The organism is Pseudomonas sp. GW821-FHT09H03 (genome assembly GCF_059415945.1).
Window position 1 is genome coordinate 89,634 of record NZ_JBWKOF010000004.1, and the last position, 21,288, is coordinate 110,921.

Below are 21,288 nucleotides of genomic sequence, written 5' to 3' on the forward strand. Positions count from 1 at the left end.
CCTTTGGTCATTTGCTCGGTGGCCCTTTCAGGTCCATGGGCGCGGCATGATCGGGACGGCCGCGAATCAGCGATTCCGGATGCCGGCCCAGATAATCCGCCAGGTCACGCAAGGAGCGCGATGTACGTCCCAGTTCATCCAGGGTCTGACTCAGTTTTTCCCTTTGCGGTGAATCCTCGGCCAGGGTCGAGCCGGCCGATTTCAGCGTTGTATCGGCGGTTTGCAGGGTCTTGCTCACGTCCTGCAGGGCGGTGTTCACACCGGGCAGGGTCTTGGCGTTGAACTGCACCAGGCCTTTGCGCAATTCCACCAGGTTGCTGTCGAGGTTGCCGGCAATGCGCTCGATCGGCAGCTGATTGAGTTTGGTGACCATGGCCTCGAGTTTTTCCTGCAATTGTTCAAGATTACCGGGCACCGTCGGAATGGTGACCGGGCGCGCGGCCGGATCGAAGGCGACTTTGTCGGCTTTCGGGAAGAAGTCCAGGGCAATGTACAACTGGCCGGTCAACAGGTTGCCGGTGCGGGCCTGGGCGCGTAGACCGTTTTCGATGAAGGTGCCGAATACGCGTACACCCGCCGCTTCGTCATTGGGGTCATGATTGAGGGCCTTGAGCATTTCGGTGTGGGCTTTGCCCAGGCGCTGCGGGTAAATCACGATGCCGACATTGAGCGGGAAACTGCGCTTTTTCGCATCGAAATCCAGATTGATCGACACCACCTTGCCGATTTCCACGCCGAGGAACTCCACCGGTGCATCAATCTTGAGCCCGCGCAACGCCTGTTCGAAACGCAAGGCCAGGTACTGGGGCTTGCCGTTGGGCGGGGCGAGGGCGGTTTGCTGGTCTTCGAAGAGTTCGTAGGTGTATTCCTCGGCCGCAGCCTTGTCGCCAGGGCTGTATTCAGGCGCGCGGAACGCAATGCCGCCCACCAGCACAGAGGACAGGGATTCGGTCTTGACTGCAAAACCGTTGGCGCCGACGCTTACGTCAATGCCGCTGGCGTTCCAGAACCGGGTGTTTTCGGTGACGTACTGATCGTTGGGCGCATGGATGAACAGGTCGATGTTCACACCTTTACCGTCCGGGTCCAGGGCGTAGGCCACCACTTGGCCGACTGGAATCTTGCGGTAGTAAACCGGGGAGCCGATATCCAGCGACCCGAGGTCCTGAGTGTGCAAGATAAAACGCTTTCCGGGCTCGCCGTAGGTGATGGCTGGCGGATTCTCCAGGCCCTTGAAGTTTTTTGCCCGGCCATTGGCCTGGCCGATGTCGGCGCCAATATAGTCACCAGACAGCAGCGTATCGATGCCCGATACACCGCCAGCGCCAATGCGTGGCCTTACCACCCAGAACTGCGAGTCCGAGCGAGTGAAGGTTTCTGCCTGTTTGGCCAGTTTGATGGTGGCATTGACGCTTTTCTGGTCACTGCTCAGTTCCACATCCGAGACATGGCCGATCACCACATTGCGGTACTTGACCTCGGTCTTGTTGGCGGTCAGGCCGCTACCGGTCTTGAACGTGACGGTGATGGTCGGTCCTTCCTGCAACATGCTGTGAACCACCAGCGAAATCCCCACCAGGACCGCGACGATCGGTACGATCCAGACGAGCGATACGCTGAAACGACTGGTCTTGATCGGTGCCTGTCCAGGGGGTTGTAACCCGTCAGTGGCTTTCGACTGCATCCTTGACCTCCTCGTTTAGTGGCTCTTTGCGCTTTGCATCCCAGATCAATCTTGGGTCGAAACTCATTGCCGCCAGCATTGTGAACACCACTACCAGACCAAAAAACAGAATGCCCAGACGCGGTTCGATGTCGGCCAGGGCTTGAAATTTCACCAGTGAAGCCACCAATGCGACGACGATGACGTCGAGCATCGACCAGTAACCGATGACCTCGACGAAACGGTACAGCGCCGATCGCTCCTTGCGCGCCCAGCGGCTTTCACGCTGCACGTTCACCAGCAGCAGGGTGAGGGCGACGAACTTGATGCCAGGTACTGCGATGCTCGCAATGAAAATGATCAGGGCGATGTCCCAGGCGCCTGCCTCCCAGAACTCCAGCACGCCGCTCATGATCGTACTGTCGGCACCGTTGCCGACCATCTCGGTGTTCATCACCGGCAACAGGTTGGCCGGAATGTAGAACACCAGCGCCGTGATCATGTAGGCCCAGGTACGGATCAAAGAATTGGGTTTGCGCCGATGCAGCGGTGCGCCGCAGCGCTCGCATTCGTGAGGCTCCAGGGTCATGTCGCAGGCCAGCCCGCAACTGTGGCACAGGCACAGGTTAAGTTCGCCGGCGACTGGAGGCCTGCTCATACGATGTCCCACAGTTCACGGATGTCGCGCCCGGCGATGCGGATCATCATCAGGCTGAGCACCGCCAGGGCAAACAGACCAATGCCGGGCAGTACGTCCAGCAGGCCAGCGAGTTTGATCACCGCGACCATCGCCCCCAACAGACAGACCTCGAGCATGCTCCAGGGCCTGAGGGATTCCAGCCAGCGCATGCAGAATTTGAACCCGGGCGCTCGCCGGTAGGTAAGGGCAAAACCCAGGACCCAGATCAACAGCAAAAGCTGGAAGATCGGCGCAATGATCATCGCGATCGCTGCCACCAAAGCGATGAAGGTGATCGGCCCAAGAGTCAGGGCCAGCACCGAGTCCCACAGGGTGGCGCTGTTTTTCATGCCTTTGAGGCTGATGCTCATGACCGGATAGAAATTGGCGAAAATCCACAGCATCAACGCCGCGAAGGTCAACGCCAGGCGTTGTTCCACCGTCAGGCCGTTATAGCGCTGTAGCACGCCACCGCAGCGTGTACACAGGGTTTTCTGATGTTTGGCGAGCGTCACTTTTTCATACACGCAATCGCAGTGCTCGCAGATGATCAGTTGATCAGTATTTGCCATGGGCCAGGCTCGACAGGAGGCAGGAAATTCAGAGCACCCCCTCAATATAGAAGTGACTCGCGATTGAGCAAATCGAAAGTCGAAACAAGGGGATGGAATCAACACGCGGTGCTGGCGATGTCGTGAGGCGGGATTTGACAGTAGCAGTTGCGCGAGGCGCCGGTTGCCCGGATGGAGCGACTGCCGGCGGTGCTAAAATGGTCACCTGACTCTCGACACTGGAGCAAACAGGATGATCAGCAAGAAGACGATTTGAAGCTGAGCCTGAACCGGGAACCTGTAGGAGCGAGCATGCTCGCGATGGGCTCAAGAACGCCGTGGGTGACCAGTAGACACGCGTTATCGTTATCGATCATCGCGAGCTTGCTCGCTCCTACAGAAATACCACGGGTCAAGCGGCCATGTTGCCCGCTGCCCGATCCTTTTTGACACTGGCTCTCATGGCCTCCATCTGACTGCCGAGGTCATCAAGCCTGGCTTTGCCCAACAGTTTCTTCGCCTGAGGAAACATTTCGGTTTCCTCCTCTTCGATATGGTGTTCCAGCAACTCTTTGACCACCTTGACGCGACCCGCGAACTCCGGCGTGGACGGATCGGTCAGCTTCAGGTCCGGCAACACCAGCGAGTCCACGGTGCGGTGTTCTTCCTTGGCTTCAAAGTACATGATGTCCTGTTCCTTGCTGCCAGCCTCCTTGAACGCCGGATACAGAATCTCCTCTTCCAGCCGGGTATGAATTGAAATTTCCATTTCAAGTTTTTCCAGGAGCTCGGTGCGCTTCTTGATCGCACGATCCGTCGACTCGCTCAACTGGGCGAGGATGCTCTTTACCTTTACATGGTCGGCTTTGAGAAGTTCGATGGCATTCATGGTGGTGTGGCCTCTGCTCTTGACGGAGTGACGACCCGGGCGGGTCGACGTTGTGCATTCCTCAATGCAGTCGCATTTCCCATGCCAGCGCCGAAATCGGAGCCAGTGCTGAAAATTCAATGACTTGCGTGCGTCGGGCAAAAACAGTGGCGTGCAGCTTGCAAGAAACGCCAGGCAGAGCATTGCAGATAGCCGATATTCAGTTCCGCCGTTCGGCCACCAAGAGCAACGATTGCGGCACAGGACTCTGCGGATGCTGTGGCTCCTGCAGCCCGACCAACTGAAAACCGCCCATGTCCAGGGCATTGAGCCAACTGGATAATGTCCGCAAGTACCACGGCATGGGTTGCCACTGCCCCTTTAACCCGGCAAAGGTTTCCTCGCGCCAGCCGTCCTGATAATCGCCCGCCGCCGCAGCCCAAGGGTGCAGCGTCTGGATCACCAGCGCACCACCCGGGGCGAGCAGGGCGTGCAGGGCGGCGAGCAGCGGGATGATGTCCTGGTGCAGCAGGGCGAAATTGGCGCAGATCAGGTCGTAATCCCTGCCGATATCCACGCTCGCTTCCACCAACGTTTGATAGCTGGCCAGATGCACCGGTGCAGATCCCGCCGCCCGTGCCGCCTCGACCAGGGTGGCATCGCCATCCACTCCAACCACCTCGACGCCGCGTTCACTCAGTGCACGCAGCAGCCATCCTTCGCCGCAGCCCAGATCGAGCACGCGCTGCGGTTGCCGGCCCAACACCGCCAGCAGGATTGCCTGGTCGGTGACCTTGTGCCGGCTTTCGATGCTGGCGCTGCGGATGGCTTCGATCCAGGCATGGGCGTTGAGGTGCCAGCTTTGGAGGAGGGTGGACTCAGGGTCGGGCATTTGCTAATCCGGCAGTTGAAGGATGCAAGCAAGGATAGAACATGCGGGTCTTGCGAACCTTTGCCCTGCTGATGTTCGCAGGACTCAACCGCTCACCTTTTTCCTGATTGACGTGCCCGAAGGGGAAAGCCTTGGCACAATGCGCCTTGTGTACACTCACTTCGTTACTTTATCCAAAGTTCGGGGTGAGTGCCTAGCGCGGTTTTATCTGAGATCAACCGGGTTTCATGCCGCGCAAAACCCATAACCAGGAGTCGCAATGCCTGACCGAACAGCAAGGGACGCGTTTACGCGAGGTGTCCGGGCGCTCATTCCTTTGATTCCCGGTGTCATTCCGTTCGGTTTGCTGACGGGGGTGATGGCGATCAATCTGGGCATGTCGCCAGCCACGACCATGGGCATGACGCTGCTCTTCTATTCAGGGTCCGCACAGATGGTCGCACTGCAACTGCTGAACATGGGGGCAGTGCCCATGGCCATTGTGGTCACGGCCCTGGTTATCAACTTGCGCTTCATCATGTACAGCGCGTCATTGGCCCCTCATCTGCATCATTTACCCCGACGCTGGACGTGGCCGGTGTCCTATATGCTGTCGGACCAGTCCTACGCATTGTGCAGTCTCAAGCTTTCCTCGGGCGAGTTGGGGCAATACGCACACTACTATTACGCCGGCACAGCCGTTGCCATGTGGCTGTCATGGCAATTATCGGTATTGGCGGGCGTTTACCTGGGTGCAAGTATCCCCGAAACCTGGTCATTGAGCTTTGCCATTCCGCTGTCTTTTCTGGCGCTTCTGGTTCCCGGCATACGCAGCGCTGCGAGTCTGGGCGCTGCTCTGGTCGGTGGTTTGCTCGCCGTGTTTGCCGTGGATATGCCCTATAACCTCGGGTTGGTAAGCGCTTCCATTGGTGGGGTCATGGCGGGTCTGTTGATTGAGACTGTTCGCCAAAAAAACATGAGCGAGGCGCTGACAGATGACGTCGAGAGGGACACGCAATGAGTGATTTAGCCTTGTGGGGGCTTTTCCTGGCGGTTGGCCTTGGAACCTTTGCCATGCGCCTTTCCTTTGTCGAGCTGTATGGCCGGCTGCGAATCCCGACGCTGCTCAGTCGCGCCCTGCTTTACGTGCCGGCGAGTGTATTGGCCGCCCTGGTGCTACCGGCCGTGGTCTACCCCGGCGGGCATGGTGAATTCGTGCTGGATAACCCTCAGATCCCCGCCGCCCTTATTGCTGCCTGGGTCGCCTGGAAGACTCGCAATACTTTGCTGACACTTGCGATCGGGATGGGAACGCTGTGGTTATTGAAGTTTCTGGATTTGTGAGGCGCCAAGTGCCGCGGATGTCTGCAGGCAAAAAGCACAACACCGGCGCCAGGCCGGTGTTGTGCTTTGCATCGTGTCACCCGGGGGTAGCAGGGCTACCCCGACGAATGCCTTAGAAACGGTACTTCGCCGAAGCAGTAATGCTGCGAGGTGCGCCGTACGTCAGGGCACCGTAGGCATCGAAGATGTCGAAGTACTTCTCGTCGGTGATGTTGTCGGCATTGACCTGGGCCGAAAGGTTTTCGGTGATCTCGTAACGAGCCATCAGATTGACCAGCGCATAGGCGTCCTGCTGGATCTTCTCGGAGTTGCCCGCCGGGTTGATGGCGTAGGTGTAGATCGAGTCTTGCCAGTTAACCCCGCCGCCAATGGTCAGCTTGTTGAAAGCGCCTGGCAGACGGTAGGTGGTAAACGTACGCAGCAGCTTGGTGGGGTACAGGGTGTTGACGTCGTCGCCTGCGGCATCTTCGGCGTTGAACTGGGTGTAACCCACCGATGCATTCCAGTTTGGCGCGAGCTCTCCGGAAACTTCCAGCTCAAAACCCTTGCTGGTCGCGCCTTCACTTGCCTCGTAGGCGAAGCCGCCGACAGGGTTCGAAGGATCGATCAGTACGCCGGTGTTCTGGCCCAGATTGTCCTGTTTGATCTGGAAAATCGCAGCAGAGGCGTTCAGACGACCATCGAAGTACTCACCCTTCAAGCCGATTTCACTGCTCTCGCCAACGATCGGCTCCAATTGCTGGCCACTGGCGTCGCGTACCGACTGCGGCAGGAAGATTTCCGTGTAGCTGGCATAGGCCGAAAGATTTTCGGTGAGGTCGTAGACCACGCCGGCATAAGGAGTCAGCTCGTGATCGACATCGGTCTTGCTCACTTCCGAGAAAATGTCATCGGCGGTCTTCTCGTACCAGCTCTCACGCGCGCCGAGAATCACTTTCAATTCGTCGGTCACGTTCAGGCGGGTTGCTGCATAAAGCCCCTTCTGACGGGTCTCGCTGTAACCATAGTCGGTTCTTGCACCCCAGATCGGTTCAGGGAAATTGCCGTTGTAGCCATCGAAGTCGGCCACGCCGCCAAAACCTGATTGCGCGTCGCGTGAATCGGCGTCGAACTCCTGCTTGCTGTCCACATAACCGAAAGCCAGTTCGTGCTCACGACCCAACAGCGAGAACGGACCATTGAAGCGGATGCCGTAATCGTCCTGGGTGGTCTCGGTCTTGTAGGTCGCCGGGAACGAAGACATCGGCGCGCTACCGTTGCGACCCGGGTTGCCGGACAGGTACAGCAGGGAAGAGTCGCCGTGTCGCTCGCCACGGTTGTAGCTCAGGTTCATTTGCCAGTTGTTGGCAAAGGTGTGATCAAGATTGACGAAGTACGTGTCGTAGGAGGTATCCCACTTGCTCCAGTCTGCGGAGGTTGTCTTCGAACGACTCCAGTGGGTGCGGCTGCCATCTGCGTACCAGACTGGCAGGCCACCCCACATCGGCGATTCGGCGTTGCTTTCCTGGTGGCTCAAACCGAACCACAGGGTGGTGTCGGGAGTCAGGTCGATATCCATTGTGCCGTAGAGGGTCTGGCGCTTGTTCGAGTTCATGTCGATCCAGGTATCGCCCTGGTTGGTCTCTGCGACAAATCGCCCGCGCACAGTGCCTTCCTGGTTCAGCGCCGTAGACACATCGGTCTCTACGCCAAAGGTGTCCCAGGTGCCAGCGCTCAGTTCTACCGAGCCCTTGAGGTCAGTGCTGTTGGCGCGCTTGCGCACCATATTGATAGACGCGGAAGGATCGCCAGCACCGGTCATCAGACCGTTGGCGCCACGCACCACTTCAACGCGGTCGTACATGGCCAGGCTGCTGAAAATTTCTCCCGAGCTCCATGGTTGTTCATAGATGGTGGGAACGCCATCGATCATCAGCGAGTTGAGTTCAAAGCCACGGGCGTTGAACTGCGCACGGCTGGTTTCGTAGCGGTTGACCGACACACCGGTGGCATTGTTGACCACGTCGAGAATCGTGTGCAGGTCCTGGTCCTGAATGCGCTGTTGGGTGATGACGCTGACTGATTGCGGCGTCTCTCGCAGTGACATGTTCAACGGCGTGGCGGTGCGCGCCGAATCGGTGGTGTATGAGTTGGTGTCTTCGGTGACGCCAAGGCGTTCACCCGTGGTGACTTCCGTAACAGCGATCGGGGCCAGGGTCACCGTGCTTCCCGTCTCGGTCTTCTCGTTCGGCTGCGCTGCGTGCGCTCCGGGCGCAGCGAAGGCGATGCCAGCTGCCAGAATATGCACTGCGAGAGCCAAGGGACGCACTGTCATTGGTGCGCGCGGCATGTCGGAGCTTTTTGAACACAGGAGAGTAGGGACGGGCATACGAACTCACATTTGGGATTTGGTGTTATTTGCGAATCGATATCATACGCAAATGTTATAAGTTGTTAAACACTTGTTTGCAAAATGTGTTTTGTTGTGAAAATCGGCGATTTCCGCCTTAAAACGCGATGTGTGCGAGCAGTAATTTCGTAATTGAGAATCACTATCGGGCGTGATAGTGTCGGCAACCTTCTCTGGCGCGACCTTTCACCGATAATGGCCCTACATGAACGTCTCTCCCTGACCCAACTGGTCGAGCTCCATTACGAGGACATCAAGGGGTATATCCAGCGCAAGGCCGGCTCAGCGGTGACGGCGTCGGATATCGTCCAGGAAACCTGGCTGCGCGCGGCCAGGCATTCGACCAAACAGCCCGAAAGACCCCTCGCTTATCTCTATCGTACGGCCGCCAATCTGTTGCACGACAAGCAGCGCCATGACCAGACCTATATCCGTCACTTCGGTGATTGCGTCCTGGAGGAAGAGTTAGAGTGCCCGTTGGCACCACCGGACAAGGCTGCCGGCATCCGTCAGGAATTGGAAATACTGGCTGATGCGCTGGGGGATCTACCGGAGAAATACCGCGCGGTATTCCTGCTATCGCGTTGCGAAGGATTCACCCTGCGCGAGATCGCCACGCAGCTTGATATCAACGAAAGCACCGTCGAAAAGCAGATTGCCAAAGGTATGCAGCACTGCCGTGCACGGCTGCTGGGCACCCGTAGCGGCATCAGGTAACGATATCGAACACACACACATCGTTCCCATGGGTGGGACCGATCAAAATCAAAAGATCTCAGCCTCGTTTCACTCGACGGCTCCTGCAAGCCATTGACTTGCGCCCGTCGCCCGGCTAATTTTCGGGCATGACTTTCACCGTATTGCGCTGCCAGCCAAGCATTATTACCGCCATTCCTCACTTGGCGGGCTAGCTCACGACTGCAGCACCCAACCCGCCCTCGAGGCGGGTTTTCATTTTCTGTCTCGGGGCACTGATCAATGTCAGGAGACGATCATGTTCACGCCCGCCCAACAAAACCTGCTTGAGTATTACGTTAAGAAGATTCTTGCCGCGCCGGTCTACGAGCTGGCCGTGTGTACACCGCTGCAAGCGGCACCGGCGTTGTCCCAGGCCTTGGGCAATCAGATCCTGCTCAAGCGCGAAGACCTGCAACCAACGTTCTCCTTCAAGATTCGTGGCGCCTATAACAAACTGGTGAACTTCAATGCCGAGCAGAAAAAACTCGGCGTGATCACCGCTTCCGCCGGCAATCATGCCCAGGGTGTGGCGCTGGCAGCACGGGAGTTGGGCATCGATGCCACAATCGTCATGCCGGGCAACACGCCGGAGTTGAAGGTGCTGGGCGTACGCAGCCGCGGCGCCCAGGCCCTGTTGCACGGTGACAGCTTTCCGTTCGCCCTGGCCTATGCGCTGAAACTGGCAGAGCAAACCGGCAGGAACTTTGTTTCACCCTTCGACGATCAGGAAGTCATAGCCGGGCAGGGCACTGTCGCCATGGAAATCCTGCGTCAGCATCAAGGGGCGCTGGATGCGATTTTTGTCCCGGTGGGCGGTGGCGGTTTGATCGCAGGCATAGCGGCCTACGTCAAATACCTGCGGCCAGAGGTGCGAATCATTGGTGTCGAGTCGCAACACTCCGCTTGCCTGTACGCAGCTTTACAGGCCGATGAACGCGTGGTGCTGCCTGACGTAGGCACCTTCGCCGATGGCGTGGCGGTGGCGCAGATCGGCGCCCATGGTTTCGAAGTGTGTCGCTTCTGCGTAGACGAGGTGATAACCGTCAGTAACGATGAGCTTTGCACTGCGACAAAGAACATCTACGACGATACCCGCTCCATCACCGAGCCTTCTGGCGCCCTGGCCGTGGCCGGAATCAGGAAGTACGTAGCGCGTTCTGGTGTCCGGGGGCAAACCCTGGTCGCGATCGACTCCGGTGCCAATATCAATTTCGACACTTTGCGCTACGTGGCCGAACGCGCCGCATTGAGTGATGCGTCGGCCTGATGAAGGCTTCTGCTGAACGGCAGTTATCCAGAGGTAACTGCCGGCACTCGACATATTATCGAACTGTTCGCTTCTGGCCGATCGATGCCTGTGACATGTGCGGCAGTAAGATACGGTCAATGCCGGCTACTACAAAGCGTATTCAGCTACTTCCTTTTCTATCTCGACAAAATAATTTCTTATTATCCCAAAAGCCTGTTCTGTTGAAGGCACCAGGGTACGCAGCGCCAATCGTACGATTCCCAGCGTCATGTCCAGATCAAGTTTTGGGTACACGTCAAGGGCTACAACGGCTTTGCTCTTCAGTGGTTGCAGCATTGCGTTGTAGGTTGAGGGCGAGATCATGTTGGAGGAGGAGAGGAGTTTATGGATAGTTTCCAGATTGTTTATATTGACGGAGAAGTTTTTTTCAAGAGGTAGTTGCCAGCCATACAGCTGAGAAATCTTGTAGGCCAAGGTACCGCTAATGTAACCAGATCCAATGATGGGGTAATGTTCCAGTTCGCTGATTGTAATTTTCTTTTTTCCGGCAAGCGGATGATCATGCCTTACAAACCAGCCGTAAGTGCATTTATATAATGGCTCGGCCAACAGATCCGCCGAACTCGCCGCCGCGCTGACGTCGCCAACGAAGAAATCAAGTTTCTCCCTGCGCAGTGAATCCAGCAACACATCGGTGCTTTCGACCTGAGCCTGAACCCTCAGATTAGGGCCATTGGAAATCAATTCGTTGATCAAGGGCGCGAGCAGGTCTACCGCCAGGGAGGATCCGAGCCCCAACGCCAGTGGCCCATAGGCACCGTTCTTCATGAGACTCAATGCCCGCGCACCCTCGCGCTCGTCAAAGACGATGCGGCGCGCTCGATCCAGGTACTCGAGTGCGTAAGGAGTCGGGCGCAAGCGCCGGTTACTTCTATCAAAAAGCGATACACGGAGCTCGTCTTCCAGAGCTTTGAGGCTGCGCGACAGCGCCGGGAGGCTCAAGTGGACAGCCTCGGCAGCAGCGCTGAGCGACCCGGTATCCATAACCGCCACAAAATGGTGAAGCTGCCGGGTGTTCATGTGTGAGATCTCCAGTTGCAATATCTGCAAGATATTAAGCGGATAATTGCAATTTACCTAAATAAAGCTGACTCCTACACTCGGGTCATTCACACAAATACAAGTACAAATTCATGACCAACGCATTGCCCCTCTCGCCAGTCAAGCCACTGGTAGCTATCGCCGCCGACCGCGTGGAGCGTTACGGTCATCAAGCACATGCCCTATTGCACGGCTACGTGGATGCGGTGGTATCGGTATCCGGAGGGATGGCCCTGGCGCTGCCTGCTGACGAAGCGGCAATCGATATCGCCAGTTTGATCGCCCATGTAGATGGCGTCGTGCTGACGGGAAGCCCGTCGAATGTTTCCCCGCATCAATATGGACAGACATCGATTGCGCCGGGGGCAATGCTTGACCTGGACCGCGATGCGACGATTTTACCCCTGATCAAAATGCTCGTTGCAGCGGGTGTCCCGGTGCTGGGGATTTGCCGCGGGTTTCAGGAAATGAACGTGGCCTGGGGGGGAACCTTGAATGCCGCGGTTCACGAGAGACCCGGGGCCATCGACCATCGGGAGGGTGATCAGACCCGACCCATCAAGGATTGGTATGAGGACTGTCATTCGATCGAGATCATCTCTGGCGGAATTTTGTCAGTGCTAAGTGCCGAAAAATACGTGCTGGTGAATTCGCTGCACCACCAGGGCGTAGAGAGATTAGGCCAAGGATTGAAGGTTGAAGCGATTGCCCCGGACGGGTTGATTGAAGCTTTCTCGGTAGAAGGCTCACCCGGTTTTGCTTTGGCTGTGCAGTGGCATCCGGAGATGCGAGTAGAGGACAGCGACCTGGCTCGAGGGATATTCGAGGCCTTTGGGGCTGCATGCCGGCAGCGAGCAATTATTCGCGCGCAATCGTGCAAGGCAAGTCAGTGAAAAACGAGATTCCAATGAACACCAAAACAATAACTCAACTATTCAGTCGGACCTACGCGCAATCGCGGGAAAAATTCCTGAGCGCTGCGCACTCAAGAGGCCTGACGGTCGAAAGTTATGAACTGCAGCTCAAAGGTGCAGAGGGTGAGGCGCTCGCCACCGATGTGGTGGTCGATGGTCCGCTGGACGCCTCCAGAATGCTTATGGTCATCAGTGGCGTTCATGGTGTCGAAGGGTTTACCGGCTCGGCCGTGCAAACCGGTTTGCTGAGGCTGGAACTGCCAAAACCTGACGATACGGCTGTGCTGTATGTACACGCTATCAATCCGTTTGGATTCTCGCACCTGCGCCGCGTAACGCAGGAAAACGTCGACCTGAATCGAAATTTTATCGACTTTGGTTCCAACCTGCCGCAGAACCCGGGTTACGAACAGATTCATGACGCCCTGCTTCCGCACAAGTGGCCGCCCGAGAGCGATGAAGTATTAGAGACCTATCGCCTGGAACATGGTGACAAGGCCCTGCAAAAGGCCATGTCCATAGGACAATACACATCTGAAAATGGCATGTGGTTTGGTGGCAAGGCGCCCACCTGGAGCAACGATACCTTTAGAGAAATCCTGCGCAAGTACACCGGGCAAACAAAGGTAATTGCTTCAATTGATATTCATACCGGGCTCGGGCCCTATGGTTACGGTGAAAAAATATTCGCCGGTCATGATTATGGCATTTTCAACATGGCACAGGATTGGTGGGGCGAACTGACCAATGTACACACAGGCACTTCCACCAGTGTACCGATGAGTGGCCCGATACAGACCGCAATCGTTCAAGAGTGTATGAACGCCAAACACATCGGCATTTGTCTTGAGTACGGAACCTACCCTCTGGAACGAGTGATTACTGCACTTCGGGCCGATCATTGGGCTCACCGTCATGAAATGCGCATGACAGCACAGGGATCAGCGATAGCAAGTCATCTCAAGGACACCTTCTACCCGGACGAGTCCGAGTGGCAGCTAAAGGTTTGGCAGCAGGCGGAACAGGCAGTCGTACAGGCCCTTAATGGACTCGCAGTCTAGAATTTTGACTGCGCCAGTCAGAGTGCCAGTTGATTGTAAACTTTAACTATCCTGATGATTATAATATGAATAATCCAACAATATCCCAAACGGTCAACGCGAGTTGTTCAGGCACTGACACCGCCGTGGGTCATGCAAGCATCAATAAAAAAGCGATTGCGGCGGCTGTCGCTGGCAATGCTCTTGAGTTTTATGATTTTGTCATTTATGCCTATTTTGCTGTTTACATCGGCAAAGCGTTTTTTCCGGTAGCTGGCGAGTACGGCAGCTTGATGGCCGCTGTTGCAACTTTTGGCGTTGGTTTCTTTGCACGCCCATTGGGCGGCATTCTGATTGGCGCATACGCCGATCGGGCAGGGCGTAAACCTGCCATGATTCTCACTGTGGCACTGATTACCATTGGTACGATTGGTCTGGCGATGACCCCCAGTTATCAGTCGATCGGGGTTGCCGCACCGATCATTGTCGTTATTTGTCGCTTGATACAGGGTTTGGCGCTTGGCGGTGAAGTGGGGCCTGCGACGTCGCTTCTGATTGAGGCAGCTCCGCCTCATCGCCGTGGGTTTTATTCCAGCTGGCAGATAGCAAGTCAGGGGATCGCTGTTGCAGTGGGTGGGGTTCTGGGCGTTACCCTGTCCCTGTGGTTGAGTGCAGAACAGCTGCAATCCTGGGGATGGCGCGTCCCATTCCTCCTTAGCCTTGTACTGATTCCTATCGTTATCTACATGCGTAGAGAGTTACCGGAAACCCATGAGGCAGCGCAAGAGCGCACCAGCACTGAAATCGTTGGCGTCGTGCTGCGCGATCATAAAAAAGTACTGGTGCTGGGTATTCTGTTGTTCGCGTCTATTGGCGTTGCGTCGCAGATCGGCAACTACATGGTCAGTTACGCTGTGCAAGTCCTCAAGCTGTCGGCGCCGATCGCCCAAGGAAGTGTTCTGGTTGGCGGTGTGGTTACATTTGTTTTTGCACTGTTGGGCGGTTTGCTCAGCGACCGCCTTGGTAGAAGGATTACCAACTTCATTCCCCGGGTTATTTTGACGCTTGCCATTGTTCCTCTCTTCATGTGGCTGGTGAATGCGCCTGATTTGGTCACGCTCTTTACGGTAAATACCGTCATTGCCGCTCTGACTGCAATGTTCGCTACCGCCGGGCTTGTGCAAATTCCGGAATTGTTGCCGATCGCAGTGCGCAGTACGGGTTTGTCTCTGGTTTATGCACTGGGCACAGCCATATTTGGCGGCACCACTCAGTTTATCGTGACCTGGCTGATTGCCGTGACCAACAGCCCAATGGCGCCGGCATGGTATTTGGCTGCAATAAGTGTTGTGAGTTTGCTTGCCATGCTGTTCCTGCCTGAGTCAAAAAATATAGATGTTCGAAAGTAATTCGACATGAGTAGTTGAACAACAAATACGATGCAGTTCCATGTTTGTCTGTTTTTTGTCTGCATACAGGCATGGGTTTGCTGTGGGTTACAGATTGCTCAACTCATTGATCTGGCATGTTTGTTTTGTCTTCTGGAAAACCTGGTGCCAGTTGCAGGGTGTCGGGCGTAATTGGTTTTATTGAAAAAATTGTACTTCCTGATTCCTGATCTAATAATAAAAACGTTAGGTGGTAAAAATGATTTATATACAGCGTACCGTTTTACCTTTGCTCTTCCTCGTAGCGGCACCAGCGGCCCTGGCTGAAAATGCCAACCAGGATTTTATCGCCACCCAGCTCAAATCCAGCAGTGCCCAGGACGAAGCCACCGGCCTTATTGCCGGGCAGTCGTTGTCGGGCTCAACCAAAAATTTCCTGTCCAAGGAACAAACCGACCGTGAAACTACCTTTTTCATCAAGAAAAATGGTAGTCCACCGCAGACGACGGATCGTCGTGATACCTGGGTGCAGGGCACGATCCTGGACTATCGCTCCGGGTTTACTCAAGGTGCGTTTGGTCTTGGCGTTGAAATGGCTGTCTACAACGCCATTGCTCTGGAACAGGGCAAGGGGCGCATTGCAGGTGGTGGCAATCGTACGCTGACCGACAGTGACGGCAATGCGGTGGATCAGTGGAGTAAACTGGGACTGGCAAACGTCAAGGCGCGAGTATCGAACTCGACGTTGACTGTTGGCCGCCAGGATATGCTGACGCCGATGATTGCCAACAACACCAACAGAGCACTGCCTTCGAGTTTCGAAGGTGTGAATCTGAACAGTGCTGAATTCAATAATTTGAGTTTCGATCTGGGTGCGTTTGATAAGGTGTCTCCGCGCTCGGAGCAAAGCACCACGAAAATCGTATCCGAATACGGTAATCGCGGTGTGTCGAGCGACGAGGCCTACATTGCGGGGGCTACTTACACGCCAACCAAAAGTCTTAAAACCAGCGTTTATTCGACCCAGGTTGAAGATTTCTGGAATCAATACTATTTCGGCGTTGCGCACAGTGCTGGAGATCGCGCCACACTGGCTTTGAATACATCGTTTAACTACTACAAGACCACAGATCAGGGCTCGGCGAAAATGGGCCCCATCGACAATGATGCTTACAGTTTGTCGTTGAAGATGAGTCACGGTGCCCATGGTTTGCTATTTGCGTGGCAGCAGATCAATGGTAACGAATACTTTGATTATATCCATGAAAGCAAGGGCACGGCGCTGGCCAACTCATTCTTGTCCAATTATAACGGGCCTAATGAAAAGTCTGTGCAGCTTGCCTATCTCCTGGACACTGCCCCCTACGGTCTGCCGGGCTTCACACTTTATTTGTATAACGTGCGTGGCTGGGGCATTGATGGTACTCACTATCAGGGCAGCAGCTACAATGCGAGAAAACTGGACGGTGAAAAGCATCAGGAGTCAGGCCTTTTGACTTCATACACTGTTCAGAGTGGCGCACTGAAAAGCAGTACTTTTCAGGCAGGTTATGTAGCGCATCGCGCCACGCCTAATGAGATCGATGGCAGTGTCAAGGAATTCCGCATGGTTACAATGATTCCGTTCAATGTGTTTTGAATCATTATGCCAAGGCGCAGGTTTACCCTCTGTCGTCAGTATTGCAGACGGCGCAAGTGAATCTCATATAGCAACGTCCTGAGCGAAACCACCCCCTTCCAGCTACGTGTTGGAAAGGGGGGTACTCGGTTATCCCTCCAGATCCTCGGCCCGATGCCGTTCCGGCACTTGGCTCGCCTCATCGCCCCAGGTCCGGTTGACTCGCTGCCCGCGAATCACCGCAGGCCGCTTGGCGATTTCTTCTGCCCAGCGCTGCACGTGGGTGTATTGGTGTGCTGAAAGAAACTCGGCTGCCGAGTACACGTTGTCTCGCACCAGTTGGCCGTACCAAGGCCAGACTGCGATGTCGGCGATGGTATAGCTGTCACCGGCCAGGTACGGACTCTCGGCCAGGCGTCGATCGAGGACGTCCAGCTGACGCTTGGTTTCCATGGTGAAGCGGTTGATCGGGTACTCGAGCTTCTCTGGCGCATAGGCATAAAAATGCCCGAAGCCGCCACCCAGATAAGGCGCCGCGCCCATTTGCCAGAACAGCCAGTTCAGGGTTTCGGTGCGTCCTGCCAGATCGGTGGGAAGAAACGCCGCGAATTTTTCCGCCAGATACAGCAGGATCGAGCCGGACTCGAATACGCGGGTGGCCGGTTCCGTACTGCGGTCCAGCAATGCCGGGATCTTCGAGTTCGGATTGATCTCGACAAAGCCGCTGGAGAACTGTTCTCCCTCGCTGATGCGGATCAGCCAGGCGTCGTATTCCGCTCCCCTATGACCAAGCGCCAACAGCTCCTCCAGCAGGATGGTCACCTTCACGCCGTTGGGAGTGGCCAGGGAATAAAGCTGCAACGGATGCGTGCCCAGCGGCAATGATTTGTCGTGGGTCGGTCCGGCCGTTGGCCGGTTGATGCTGGCGAACTGGCCGCCAGACGGAGCGATATGTTTCCAGACTCTGGGAGGACTGTAGGACGCTTTGCTCATGAGACGAACCCTGTCGTTTGCCGGTAATGATCCCATAGACCATACAGGTCAACGATAGTGCTCGGCCAATGGATTGCCAGTGCCGCTCTACGAGTCCAGGCTGACCCCAGCACGCTTCAACGCAGGCTCCACGACACCCCGACATACATGGCCAGACCTTCACCTGGTGTCGACCTTGCCGCGTCCAGCCCTTTATCGTCGTAGCCTGGCGTGACCGTGGCAGCGTAGTGCTTGTCCGTCAGGTTGCGCATGTCCAGCCAGGTCTGCCAGTCACCCTTGGGTGCGTTATAGCCCAAGGTCGCGCCGAATATTGCGTAGGGGTCGGCGTAGTAGCTGTTGGCGTAATCGACGGCCACTTTGGAGACCCACTGCGTATTGATCCCGGCGAAGAAGCCCTGGGGCCAGTCGTAACGCAGTTCGCCCTGGTAGTAATGCATCGGCAGGCCGGGCAGGCGGTTGTCGCCAAAGCGCTCGTCGTCACGGTAGTGGAAGTCGCTGAAGGTGTAGCTCTGGCGCAGGCTCAGTTGGCCGCCATCACCCGCCGACCACAGGCTGCTCAGCAGGCTGGCTTCAACGCCCTGGTGCACGGTGGGGCTGGCGTTGAGCTCATAGGGCGTCGTGGCGTTGGCGTCTGGCAATACCGAGAGCAGTTCGTGGCGCACTTGGGCGTAGTACCAGGCCAGGCTCCATTGTCCCACCGTGCTGTCGCCCCGGCCGCCAAGCTCCAGAGTGGTAGCCGTCTGGTTTTGCAGTTCGACCGGTTGGCGCTGGGCGCCCGTGGCGGGTCCGCTGCCTGCGGGGAAGCGCAGGTGGGAGCTGTAGATCAGCGACCAGGGGTGCGGCGCCTCCACCGAACGACTGAGATTGCCGAACAATTGCAGGTCTGGTGTCAGTTGGTAGCGCAGGCCTACGCGCGGGGCGTAGTCCCAGTCGTGCAGGCTGGTCTTGCCGCCACTCTGCGGATAGGTCACATCACTTTCACGGCGGGTGTAGATAGCCGCCAGGCCAGTGGTCAGCCACAGGTCGTCGGCGATCTCCAGGTCATTGCCCACATGCAGGACGCTGTCCGAGCCCTGGTAGGTGAAGTTGCGCATGAGCGTGCCCGGCGCATAGCTTGCGGTATTGCCGGTGGGGATGCGCACGAACTCGCTGGCGCCGGAATTGGGCAGGTGTTTCGTCACTCGCAGGCCCGCAGAGCTCTGGCTTTGCAAACCCCAGAGCGTGTCGCGCCGTTTGTAGTCGAAGGTGCCGCTGACGTCTGTGTACGCCACCTTCAGACGGTTGGGACCTTCGCGTAAATCCATTGGGTAGTCATGGTAGACAAGGCCGGTCTGGATACTGGAATCGTCATCGATGTAGTAGGTGGTCTTGTTGCCGATAAAAGTGCTGCCGGGCTGGTCGCGGCTGTCGTCCCGCGCCACGTAGGCGGGGTTGGCCGCCTTTGGGTCATGTTCGATTGAGCGCTTGGTCACCCGTCCGGCGAGGTCATTGTCGGTCTGGCGATGGCGCAGGTAGAAGCGCGTCTCAAGGTTCGGGTTGAAACGATAACCGAAGTTGGCGATCACCCCCTGGCTCTCACTGGAGGTGTGGTCCTGGTAGCCATCGGAATTTGCATCGGTCATGGCCAGGTAATAATCGAAGTCGCCCAGCACCTGCCCGGAGCTGACCTGGCGCTGCTGATAGCCGTGGCTGCCTATCGCGTAGCGCACTTGCAACTTTGCCGAGTCGTAGCCCGTGTGGCTGATGTAGTCGATGGCTCCACCCAAACCCAGGGCGCCCCTGTCAAAACCGTTGGCGCCGCGCAGCACTTCCACGCGCTCGAGCCACAGCGGCTCCAGCAACTCATAGGGGGTACCGCCCGGGCCAGTCAGCGGCAGGCCGTCGAGCATGGTGTACAGGCCCGAGGCATGGGCACCCGGGGCCCGGTTGATACCCGAACCGCGGATCGAGATCTTCACGCCCTCATTACCCGCCGACTGGGCGTAAACGCCGGGCTGGTAAGCCAGCACATCCTGGTTGCTGGCCACGCGACCCTGCAAGGGACGGCGCATGTCGACCACATTGGTGCCACCAGGCACCTGCGCAAGCCGGGCTCTGGCGTCCTCGATCTGCTGGTCTTCGTCGCTCAGATCCTCTGCACCAATCAGCACTTGCCCCAGCTGCAGGCCTTCAGCGCCAGCCATGGCCGGATAGACAAGGGCCAGGCCCAGCAAAGCAGCGGGCAGGGATTTAGGCGAGGGCATCAAGGACTCCAAACGTACGGGAACGGGCAGTGAAAAGTGCGACGCAGGAAAATACCAAGGAAACACATGGCGATTTGTCTTTTTTTGTGTGCAAGTGCCGCCCGACGTTGCGATTGACCAAAACCTGCGTAGCTGGCAAAACTTCTGGCGGTAGACCTGGCGAGCAGGCTGGGCTATTTTGCCGCCGCTGCCGAACAAGGCAGCCAACGTTGTGTACTGGTTATGAATGGATAAAAGGACTGTTCATGGAAGCGGTAATGAGAAGTCGGCTTTTTGCGGTACTGCTTGGCCTGGGATTCATTGCTGTGGAGCAGTGGGTCAAGGTACAGGCACTGGTTTCCCTGCAATCTGACAGTTTCAGGATTGGCGGCAGCTTCGCCTGGCTGGATATCGCCTTGAGCTTGAACCCGGGCGCCTTTCTGAGCCTGGGTGCGGGGTTGGCACCCGGGGTTAAACAGATAATCTTTATTGTCGGCGTGGCCGTCGTTGTTGTCTGGGCTACCTGGTGGGCGTTGGCACGTTGGGCGACGGTTCCAGTCAGGGCTGCAGCCGTCTATTTGATTGCGCTGGGTGGTGCATCCAATCTGATCGATCGGGTGTTTCGTGAGGGGCACGTGGTCGACTACCTGATCCTCAACCTCGGACCCTTGCACACCGGTGTGTTCAATATTGCTGACATCGCCATTATGGCAGGGGCCGGTGTGTTGCTATTGGATGAGCTGAGAGCAGCCAGGCGCAAGTAACAAAAGCGCTCCTGCTCAGATGCCCGCGATCACTTTGCCGTCTGACCACGCTCCAGAACATGAGAGGTAGCGGGTGGGGGATATCCAGCCGATATCATCGCTTGCGTCTAAAGTGCATAGTAATCACTCACCACGATGAAGGAACGACCCATGTTCAAATCTCGTGCATTGATCGCAGCGGTTACAAGCCTTGCGCTAGTCTGCGGTTCAGCGGCTGCATTAGCTGATCAAGGTAATGGAAAGGGCCAGGGAAACGGCAAGGCGCATCCGCACAACAGCCAGGCTCATGGCAATCAGGGCAATTGCGGCAAGAACTCCGGGGACAGTGATTGGAGTCATGGTCCCAGCATCAATCACGGCAGCATCCTGGGGATTGTCGGCACCCATCGGGACTACTGGAGCCCCGGCCCGGCATTGCCACCGGGCATTCAAAAAAACCTCGCGCGAGGCAAACCTCTTCCACCAGGTATCGCGAAAAAACTGGACGGTCGCCTGATCGGCACCTTGCCTCGTTATGACGGCTACGAATGGCAGCAGGCGGGCACCGACCTGATACTGGTAGCGCTGGCCACCGGGCTCATTTACGAAGTTCTCAATGGTGCCTTTGATTAATATTTGAATTGCGAATGCGAACAGCTCAACTATTAAACACCATCCTTGTTCGCCTCTTTCGCAACTTGTTTATCGGGGCAGGGTGCATTGCATTCCATCTGTCGCCAGACCTGAACTAGCCGGGACTTGGTGAGTCTTATGGCATGAGATATCAACCCATGGAAGCTATCATGCTTTTATATAACAAGAGTTTCGTTGCAGTATTGTCGTGCGCTCTGATGCTTGCAGCCGCTCCACTACTACCTGCTGATCTGTCCATCATGAGCTCTGCCTCTGCCAAGGAT

Annotated in this window: 19 protein-coding genes; 10 read left to right on the plus strand and 9 right to left on the minus strand. The window is 56.6% G+C overall.

The window, feature by feature from the left end; all coding sequences use genetic code 11:
* Positions 1-7: 7 nt before the first annotated feature.
* The 5 genes from AC07OG_RS07105 to AC07OG_RS07125 form a co-directional block, all read right to left on the minus strand.
* Entirely contained in the window at positions 8-1,684 is a 1,677-nt protein-coding gene (locus AC07OG_RS07105) for a PqiB family protein (protein WP_495066566.1), read from the minus strand.
* Positions 1,665-2,321, minus strand: coding sequence for a paraquat-inducible protein A (locus AC07OG_RS07110; RefSeq protein WP_495066567.1), 657 nt, complete (start codon positions 2,319-2,321; stop codon positions 1,665-1,667). Before AC07OG_RS07110 ends, AC07OG_RS07105 begins: the two co-directional genes overlap by 20 nt.
* Entirely contained in the window at positions 2,318-2,914 is a 597-nt protein-coding gene (locus AC07OG_RS07115) for a paraquat-inducible protein A (protein ID WP_495066568.1), read from the minus strand. Before AC07OG_RS07115 ends, AC07OG_RS07110 begins: the two co-directional genes overlap by 4 nt.
* A 391-nt stretch (positions 2,915-3,305) precedes the next feature.
* Positions 3,306-3,782, minus strand: a complete 477-nt coding sequence (locus AC07OG_RS07120) for a PA2171 family ribosome-binding persister protein (RefSeq protein WP_060542223.1) — start codon at positions 3,780-3,782, stop codon at positions 3,306-3,308.
* A 199-nt stretch (positions 3,783-3,981) separates the two neighbouring features.
* Entirely contained in the window at positions 3,982-4,653 is a 672-nt protein-coding gene (locus tag AC07OG_RS07125; protein ID WP_495066569.1) for a class I SAM-dependent methyltransferase, read from the minus strand.
* A 259-nt stretch (positions 4,654-4,912) separates the two neighbouring features.
* Here AC07OG_RS07125 and AC07OG_RS07130 point away from each other — a divergent pair, with 259 nt between their 5' ends.
* Complete coding sequence (locus tag AC07OG_RS07130; protein ID WP_495066570.1) at positions 4,913-5,653, plus strand: AzlC family ABC transporter permease; 741 nt, start codon at positions 4,913-4,915, stop codon at positions 5,651-5,653.
* Entirely contained in the window at positions 5,650-5,976 is a 327-nt protein-coding gene (locus AC07OG_RS07135; RefSeq protein WP_060542220.1) for an AzlD domain-containing protein, read from the plus strand. Before AC07OG_RS07130 ends, AC07OG_RS07135 begins: the two co-directional genes overlap by 4 nt.
* 112 nt (positions 5,977-6,088) lie before the next feature.
* Here AC07OG_RS07135 and AC07OG_RS07140 read toward each other — a convergent pair whose 3' ends face one another.
* The gene (locus tag AC07OG_RS07140; RefSeq protein WP_495066571.1) at positions 6,089-8,176 is read right to left on the minus strand and encodes a TonB-dependent siderophore receptor; all 2,088 of its coding nucleotides are present in this window, start codon (positions 8,174-8,176) and stop codon (positions 6,089-6,091) included.
* Positions 8,177-8,560: 384 nt separating this feature from the next.
* On the opposite strand from AC07OG_RS07140, the gene AC07OG_RS07145 reads away from it, so the two are divergent.
* Both AC07OG_RS07145 and ilvA read left to right on the plus strand, forming a co-directional pair.
* Entirely contained in the window at positions 8,561-9,082 is a 522-nt protein-coding gene (locus AC07OG_RS07145) for an RNA polymerase sigma factor (protein ID WP_495066572.1), read from the plus strand.
* A 274-nt stretch (positions 9,083-9,356) separates the two neighbouring features.
* Entirely contained in the window at positions 9,357-10,370 is a 1,014-nt protein-coding gene (gene ilvA, locus AC07OG_RS07150) for a threonine ammonia-lyase, biosynthetic (RefSeq protein WP_156465515.1), read from the plus strand.
* A gap of 129 nt (positions 10,371-10,499) precedes the next feature.
* Here ilvA and AC07OG_RS07155 read toward each other — a convergent pair whose 3' ends face one another.
* Positions 10,500-11,432 carry a LysR family transcriptional regulator gene (locus tag AC07OG_RS07155; protein WP_060542217.1) on the minus strand — a complete coding sequence of 311 codons (933 nt, stop codon included), beginning with the start codon at positions 11,430-11,432 and terminating at the stop codon, positions 10,500-10,502.
* 113 nt (positions 11,433-11,545) lie between these two features.
* Here AC07OG_RS07155 and AC07OG_RS07160 point away from each other — a divergent pair, with 113 nt between their 5' ends.
* From AC07OG_RS07160 to AC07OG_RS07175, 4 genes are all read left to right on the plus strand, one after another.
* Entirely contained in the window at positions 11,546-12,346 is an 801-nt protein-coding gene (locus tag AC07OG_RS07160; RefSeq protein WP_495066573.1) for a gamma-glutamyl-gamma-aminobutyrate hydrolase family protein, read from the plus strand.
* A gap of 14 nt (positions 12,347-12,360) precedes the next feature.
* Positions 12,361-13,428 carry a M14 family metallopeptidase gene (locus AC07OG_RS07165; RefSeq protein ID WP_495066574.1) on the plus strand — a complete coding sequence of 356 codons (1,068 nt, stop codon included), beginning with the start codon at positions 12,361-12,363 and terminating at the stop codon, positions 13,426-13,428.
* Positions 13,429-13,493: 65 nt separating this feature from the next.
* On the plus strand, positions 13,494-14,816 hold the full coding sequence (locus AC07OG_RS07170) for an MFS transporter (RefSeq protein WP_082457560.1): 1,323 nt from the start codon (positions 13,494-13,496) through the stop codon (positions 14,814-14,816).
* 238 nt (positions 14,817-15,054) lie between these two features.
* Entirely contained in the window at positions 15,055-16,434 is a 1,380-nt protein-coding gene (locus AC07OG_RS07175) for an OprD family outer membrane porin (protein WP_218423110.1), read from the plus strand.
* A 129-nt stretch (positions 16,435-16,563) separates the two neighbouring features.
* On the opposite strand, the gene yghU is transcribed toward AC07OG_RS07175, so the two are convergent.
* Positions 16,564-17,406 (minus strand): glutathione-dependent disulfide-bond oxidoreductase, encoded by an 843-nt coding sequence (yghU, locus tag AC07OG_RS07180; RefSeq protein ID WP_495066575.1) that lies wholly within the window; start codon positions 17,404-17,406, stop codon positions 16,564-16,566.
* Between the two features lie 116 nt (positions 17,407-17,522).
* Positions 17,523-19,649 carry a TonB-dependent receptor family protein gene (locus tag AC07OG_RS07185; protein WP_495066576.1) on the minus strand — a complete coding sequence of 709 codons (2,127 nt, stop codon included), beginning with the start codon at positions 19,647-19,649 and terminating at the stop codon, positions 17,523-17,525.
* A 29-nt stretch (positions 19,650-19,678) separates the two neighbouring features.
* Here AC07OG_RS07185 and AC07OG_RS07190 point away from each other — a divergent pair, with 29 nt between their 5' ends.
* Complete coding sequence (locus tag AC07OG_RS07190) at positions 19,679-20,392, plus strand: signal peptidase II (protein ID WP_495066577.1); 714 nt, start codon at positions 19,679-19,681, stop codon at positions 20,390-20,392.
* Between the two features lie 150 nt (positions 20,393-20,542).
* Positions 20,543-21,004: an anti-virulence regulator CigR family protein gene (locus AC07OG_RS07195; RefSeq protein ID WP_495066578.1), complete on the plus strand. Its 462-nt coding sequence runs from the start codon at positions 20,543-20,545 to the stop codon at positions 21,002-21,004.
* Positions 21,005-21,288: the final 284 nt, after the last annotated feature.

Excerpts from the sequence above, each read along its gene's own strand:
- AC07OG_RS07145 (WP_495066572.1), top strand. The coding sequence starts at position 8,561 with ATGGCCCTACATGAACGTCTCTCCCTGACCCAACTGGTCGAGCTCCAT.
- AC07OG_RS07160 (WP_495066573.1), top strand. The coding sequence starts at position 11,546 with ATGACCAACGCATTGCCCCTCTCGCCAGTCAAGCCACTGGTAGCTATC.
- AC07OG_RS07110 (WP_495066567.1), bottom strand. The coding sequence starts at position 2,321 with ATGAGCAGGCCTCCAGTCGCCGGCGAACTTAACCTGTGCCTGTGCCAC.
- yghU (WP_495066575.1), bottom strand. The coding sequence starts at position 17,406 with ATGAGCAAAGCGTCCTACAGTCCTCCCAGAGTCTGGAAACATATCGCT.
- AC07OG_RS07195 (WP_495066578.1), top strand. The coding sequence starts at position 20,543 with ATGTTCAAATCTCGTGCATTGATCGCAGCGGTTACAAGCCTTGCGCTA.
- AC07OG_RS07155 (WP_060542217.1), bottom strand. The coding sequence starts at position 11,432 with ATGAACACCCGGCAGCTTCACCATTTTGTGGCGGTTATGGATACCGGG.
- AC07OG_RS07175 (WP_218423110.1), top strand. The coding sequence starts at position 15,055 with ATGATTTATATACAGCGTACCGTTTTACCTTTGCTCTTCCTCGTAGCG.
- AC07OG_RS07130 (WP_495066570.1), top strand. The coding sequence starts at position 4,913 with ATGCCTGACCGAACAGCAAGGGACGCGTTTACGCGAGGTGTCCGGGCG.
- AC07OG_RS07135 (WP_060542220.1), top strand. The coding sequence starts at position 5,650 with ATGAGTGATTTAGCCTTGTGGGGGCTTTTCCTGGCGGTTGGCCTTGGA.
- AC07OG_RS07165 (WP_495066574.1), top strand. The coding sequence starts at position 12,361 with ATGAACACCAAAACAATAACTCAACTATTCAGTCGGACCTACGCGCAA.
- AC07OG_RS07125 (WP_495066569.1), bottom strand. The coding sequence starts at position 4,653 with ATGCCCGACCCTGAGTCCACCCTCCTCCAAAGCTGGCACCTCAACGCC.
- AC07OG_RS07105 (WP_495066566.1), bottom strand. The coding sequence starts at position 1,684 with ATGCAGTCGAAAGCCACTGACGGGTTACAACCCCCTGGACAGGCACCG.
- AC07OG_RS07170 (WP_082457560.1), top strand. The coding sequence starts at position 13,494 with ATGAATAATCCAACAATATCCCAAACGGTCAACGCGAGTTGTTCAGGC.
- AC07OG_RS07120 (WP_060542223.1), bottom strand. The coding sequence starts at position 3,782 with ATGAATGCCATCGAACTTCTCAAAGCCGACCATGTAAAGGTAAAGAGC.
- AC07OG_RS07115 (WP_495066568.1), bottom strand. The coding sequence starts at position 2,914 with ATGGCAAATACTGATCAACTGATCATCTGCGAGCACTGCGATTGCGTG.
- AC07OG_RS07185 (WP_495066576.1), bottom strand. The coding sequence starts at position 19,649 with ATGCCCTCGCCTAAATCCCTGCCCGCTGCTTTGCTGGGCCTGGCCCTT.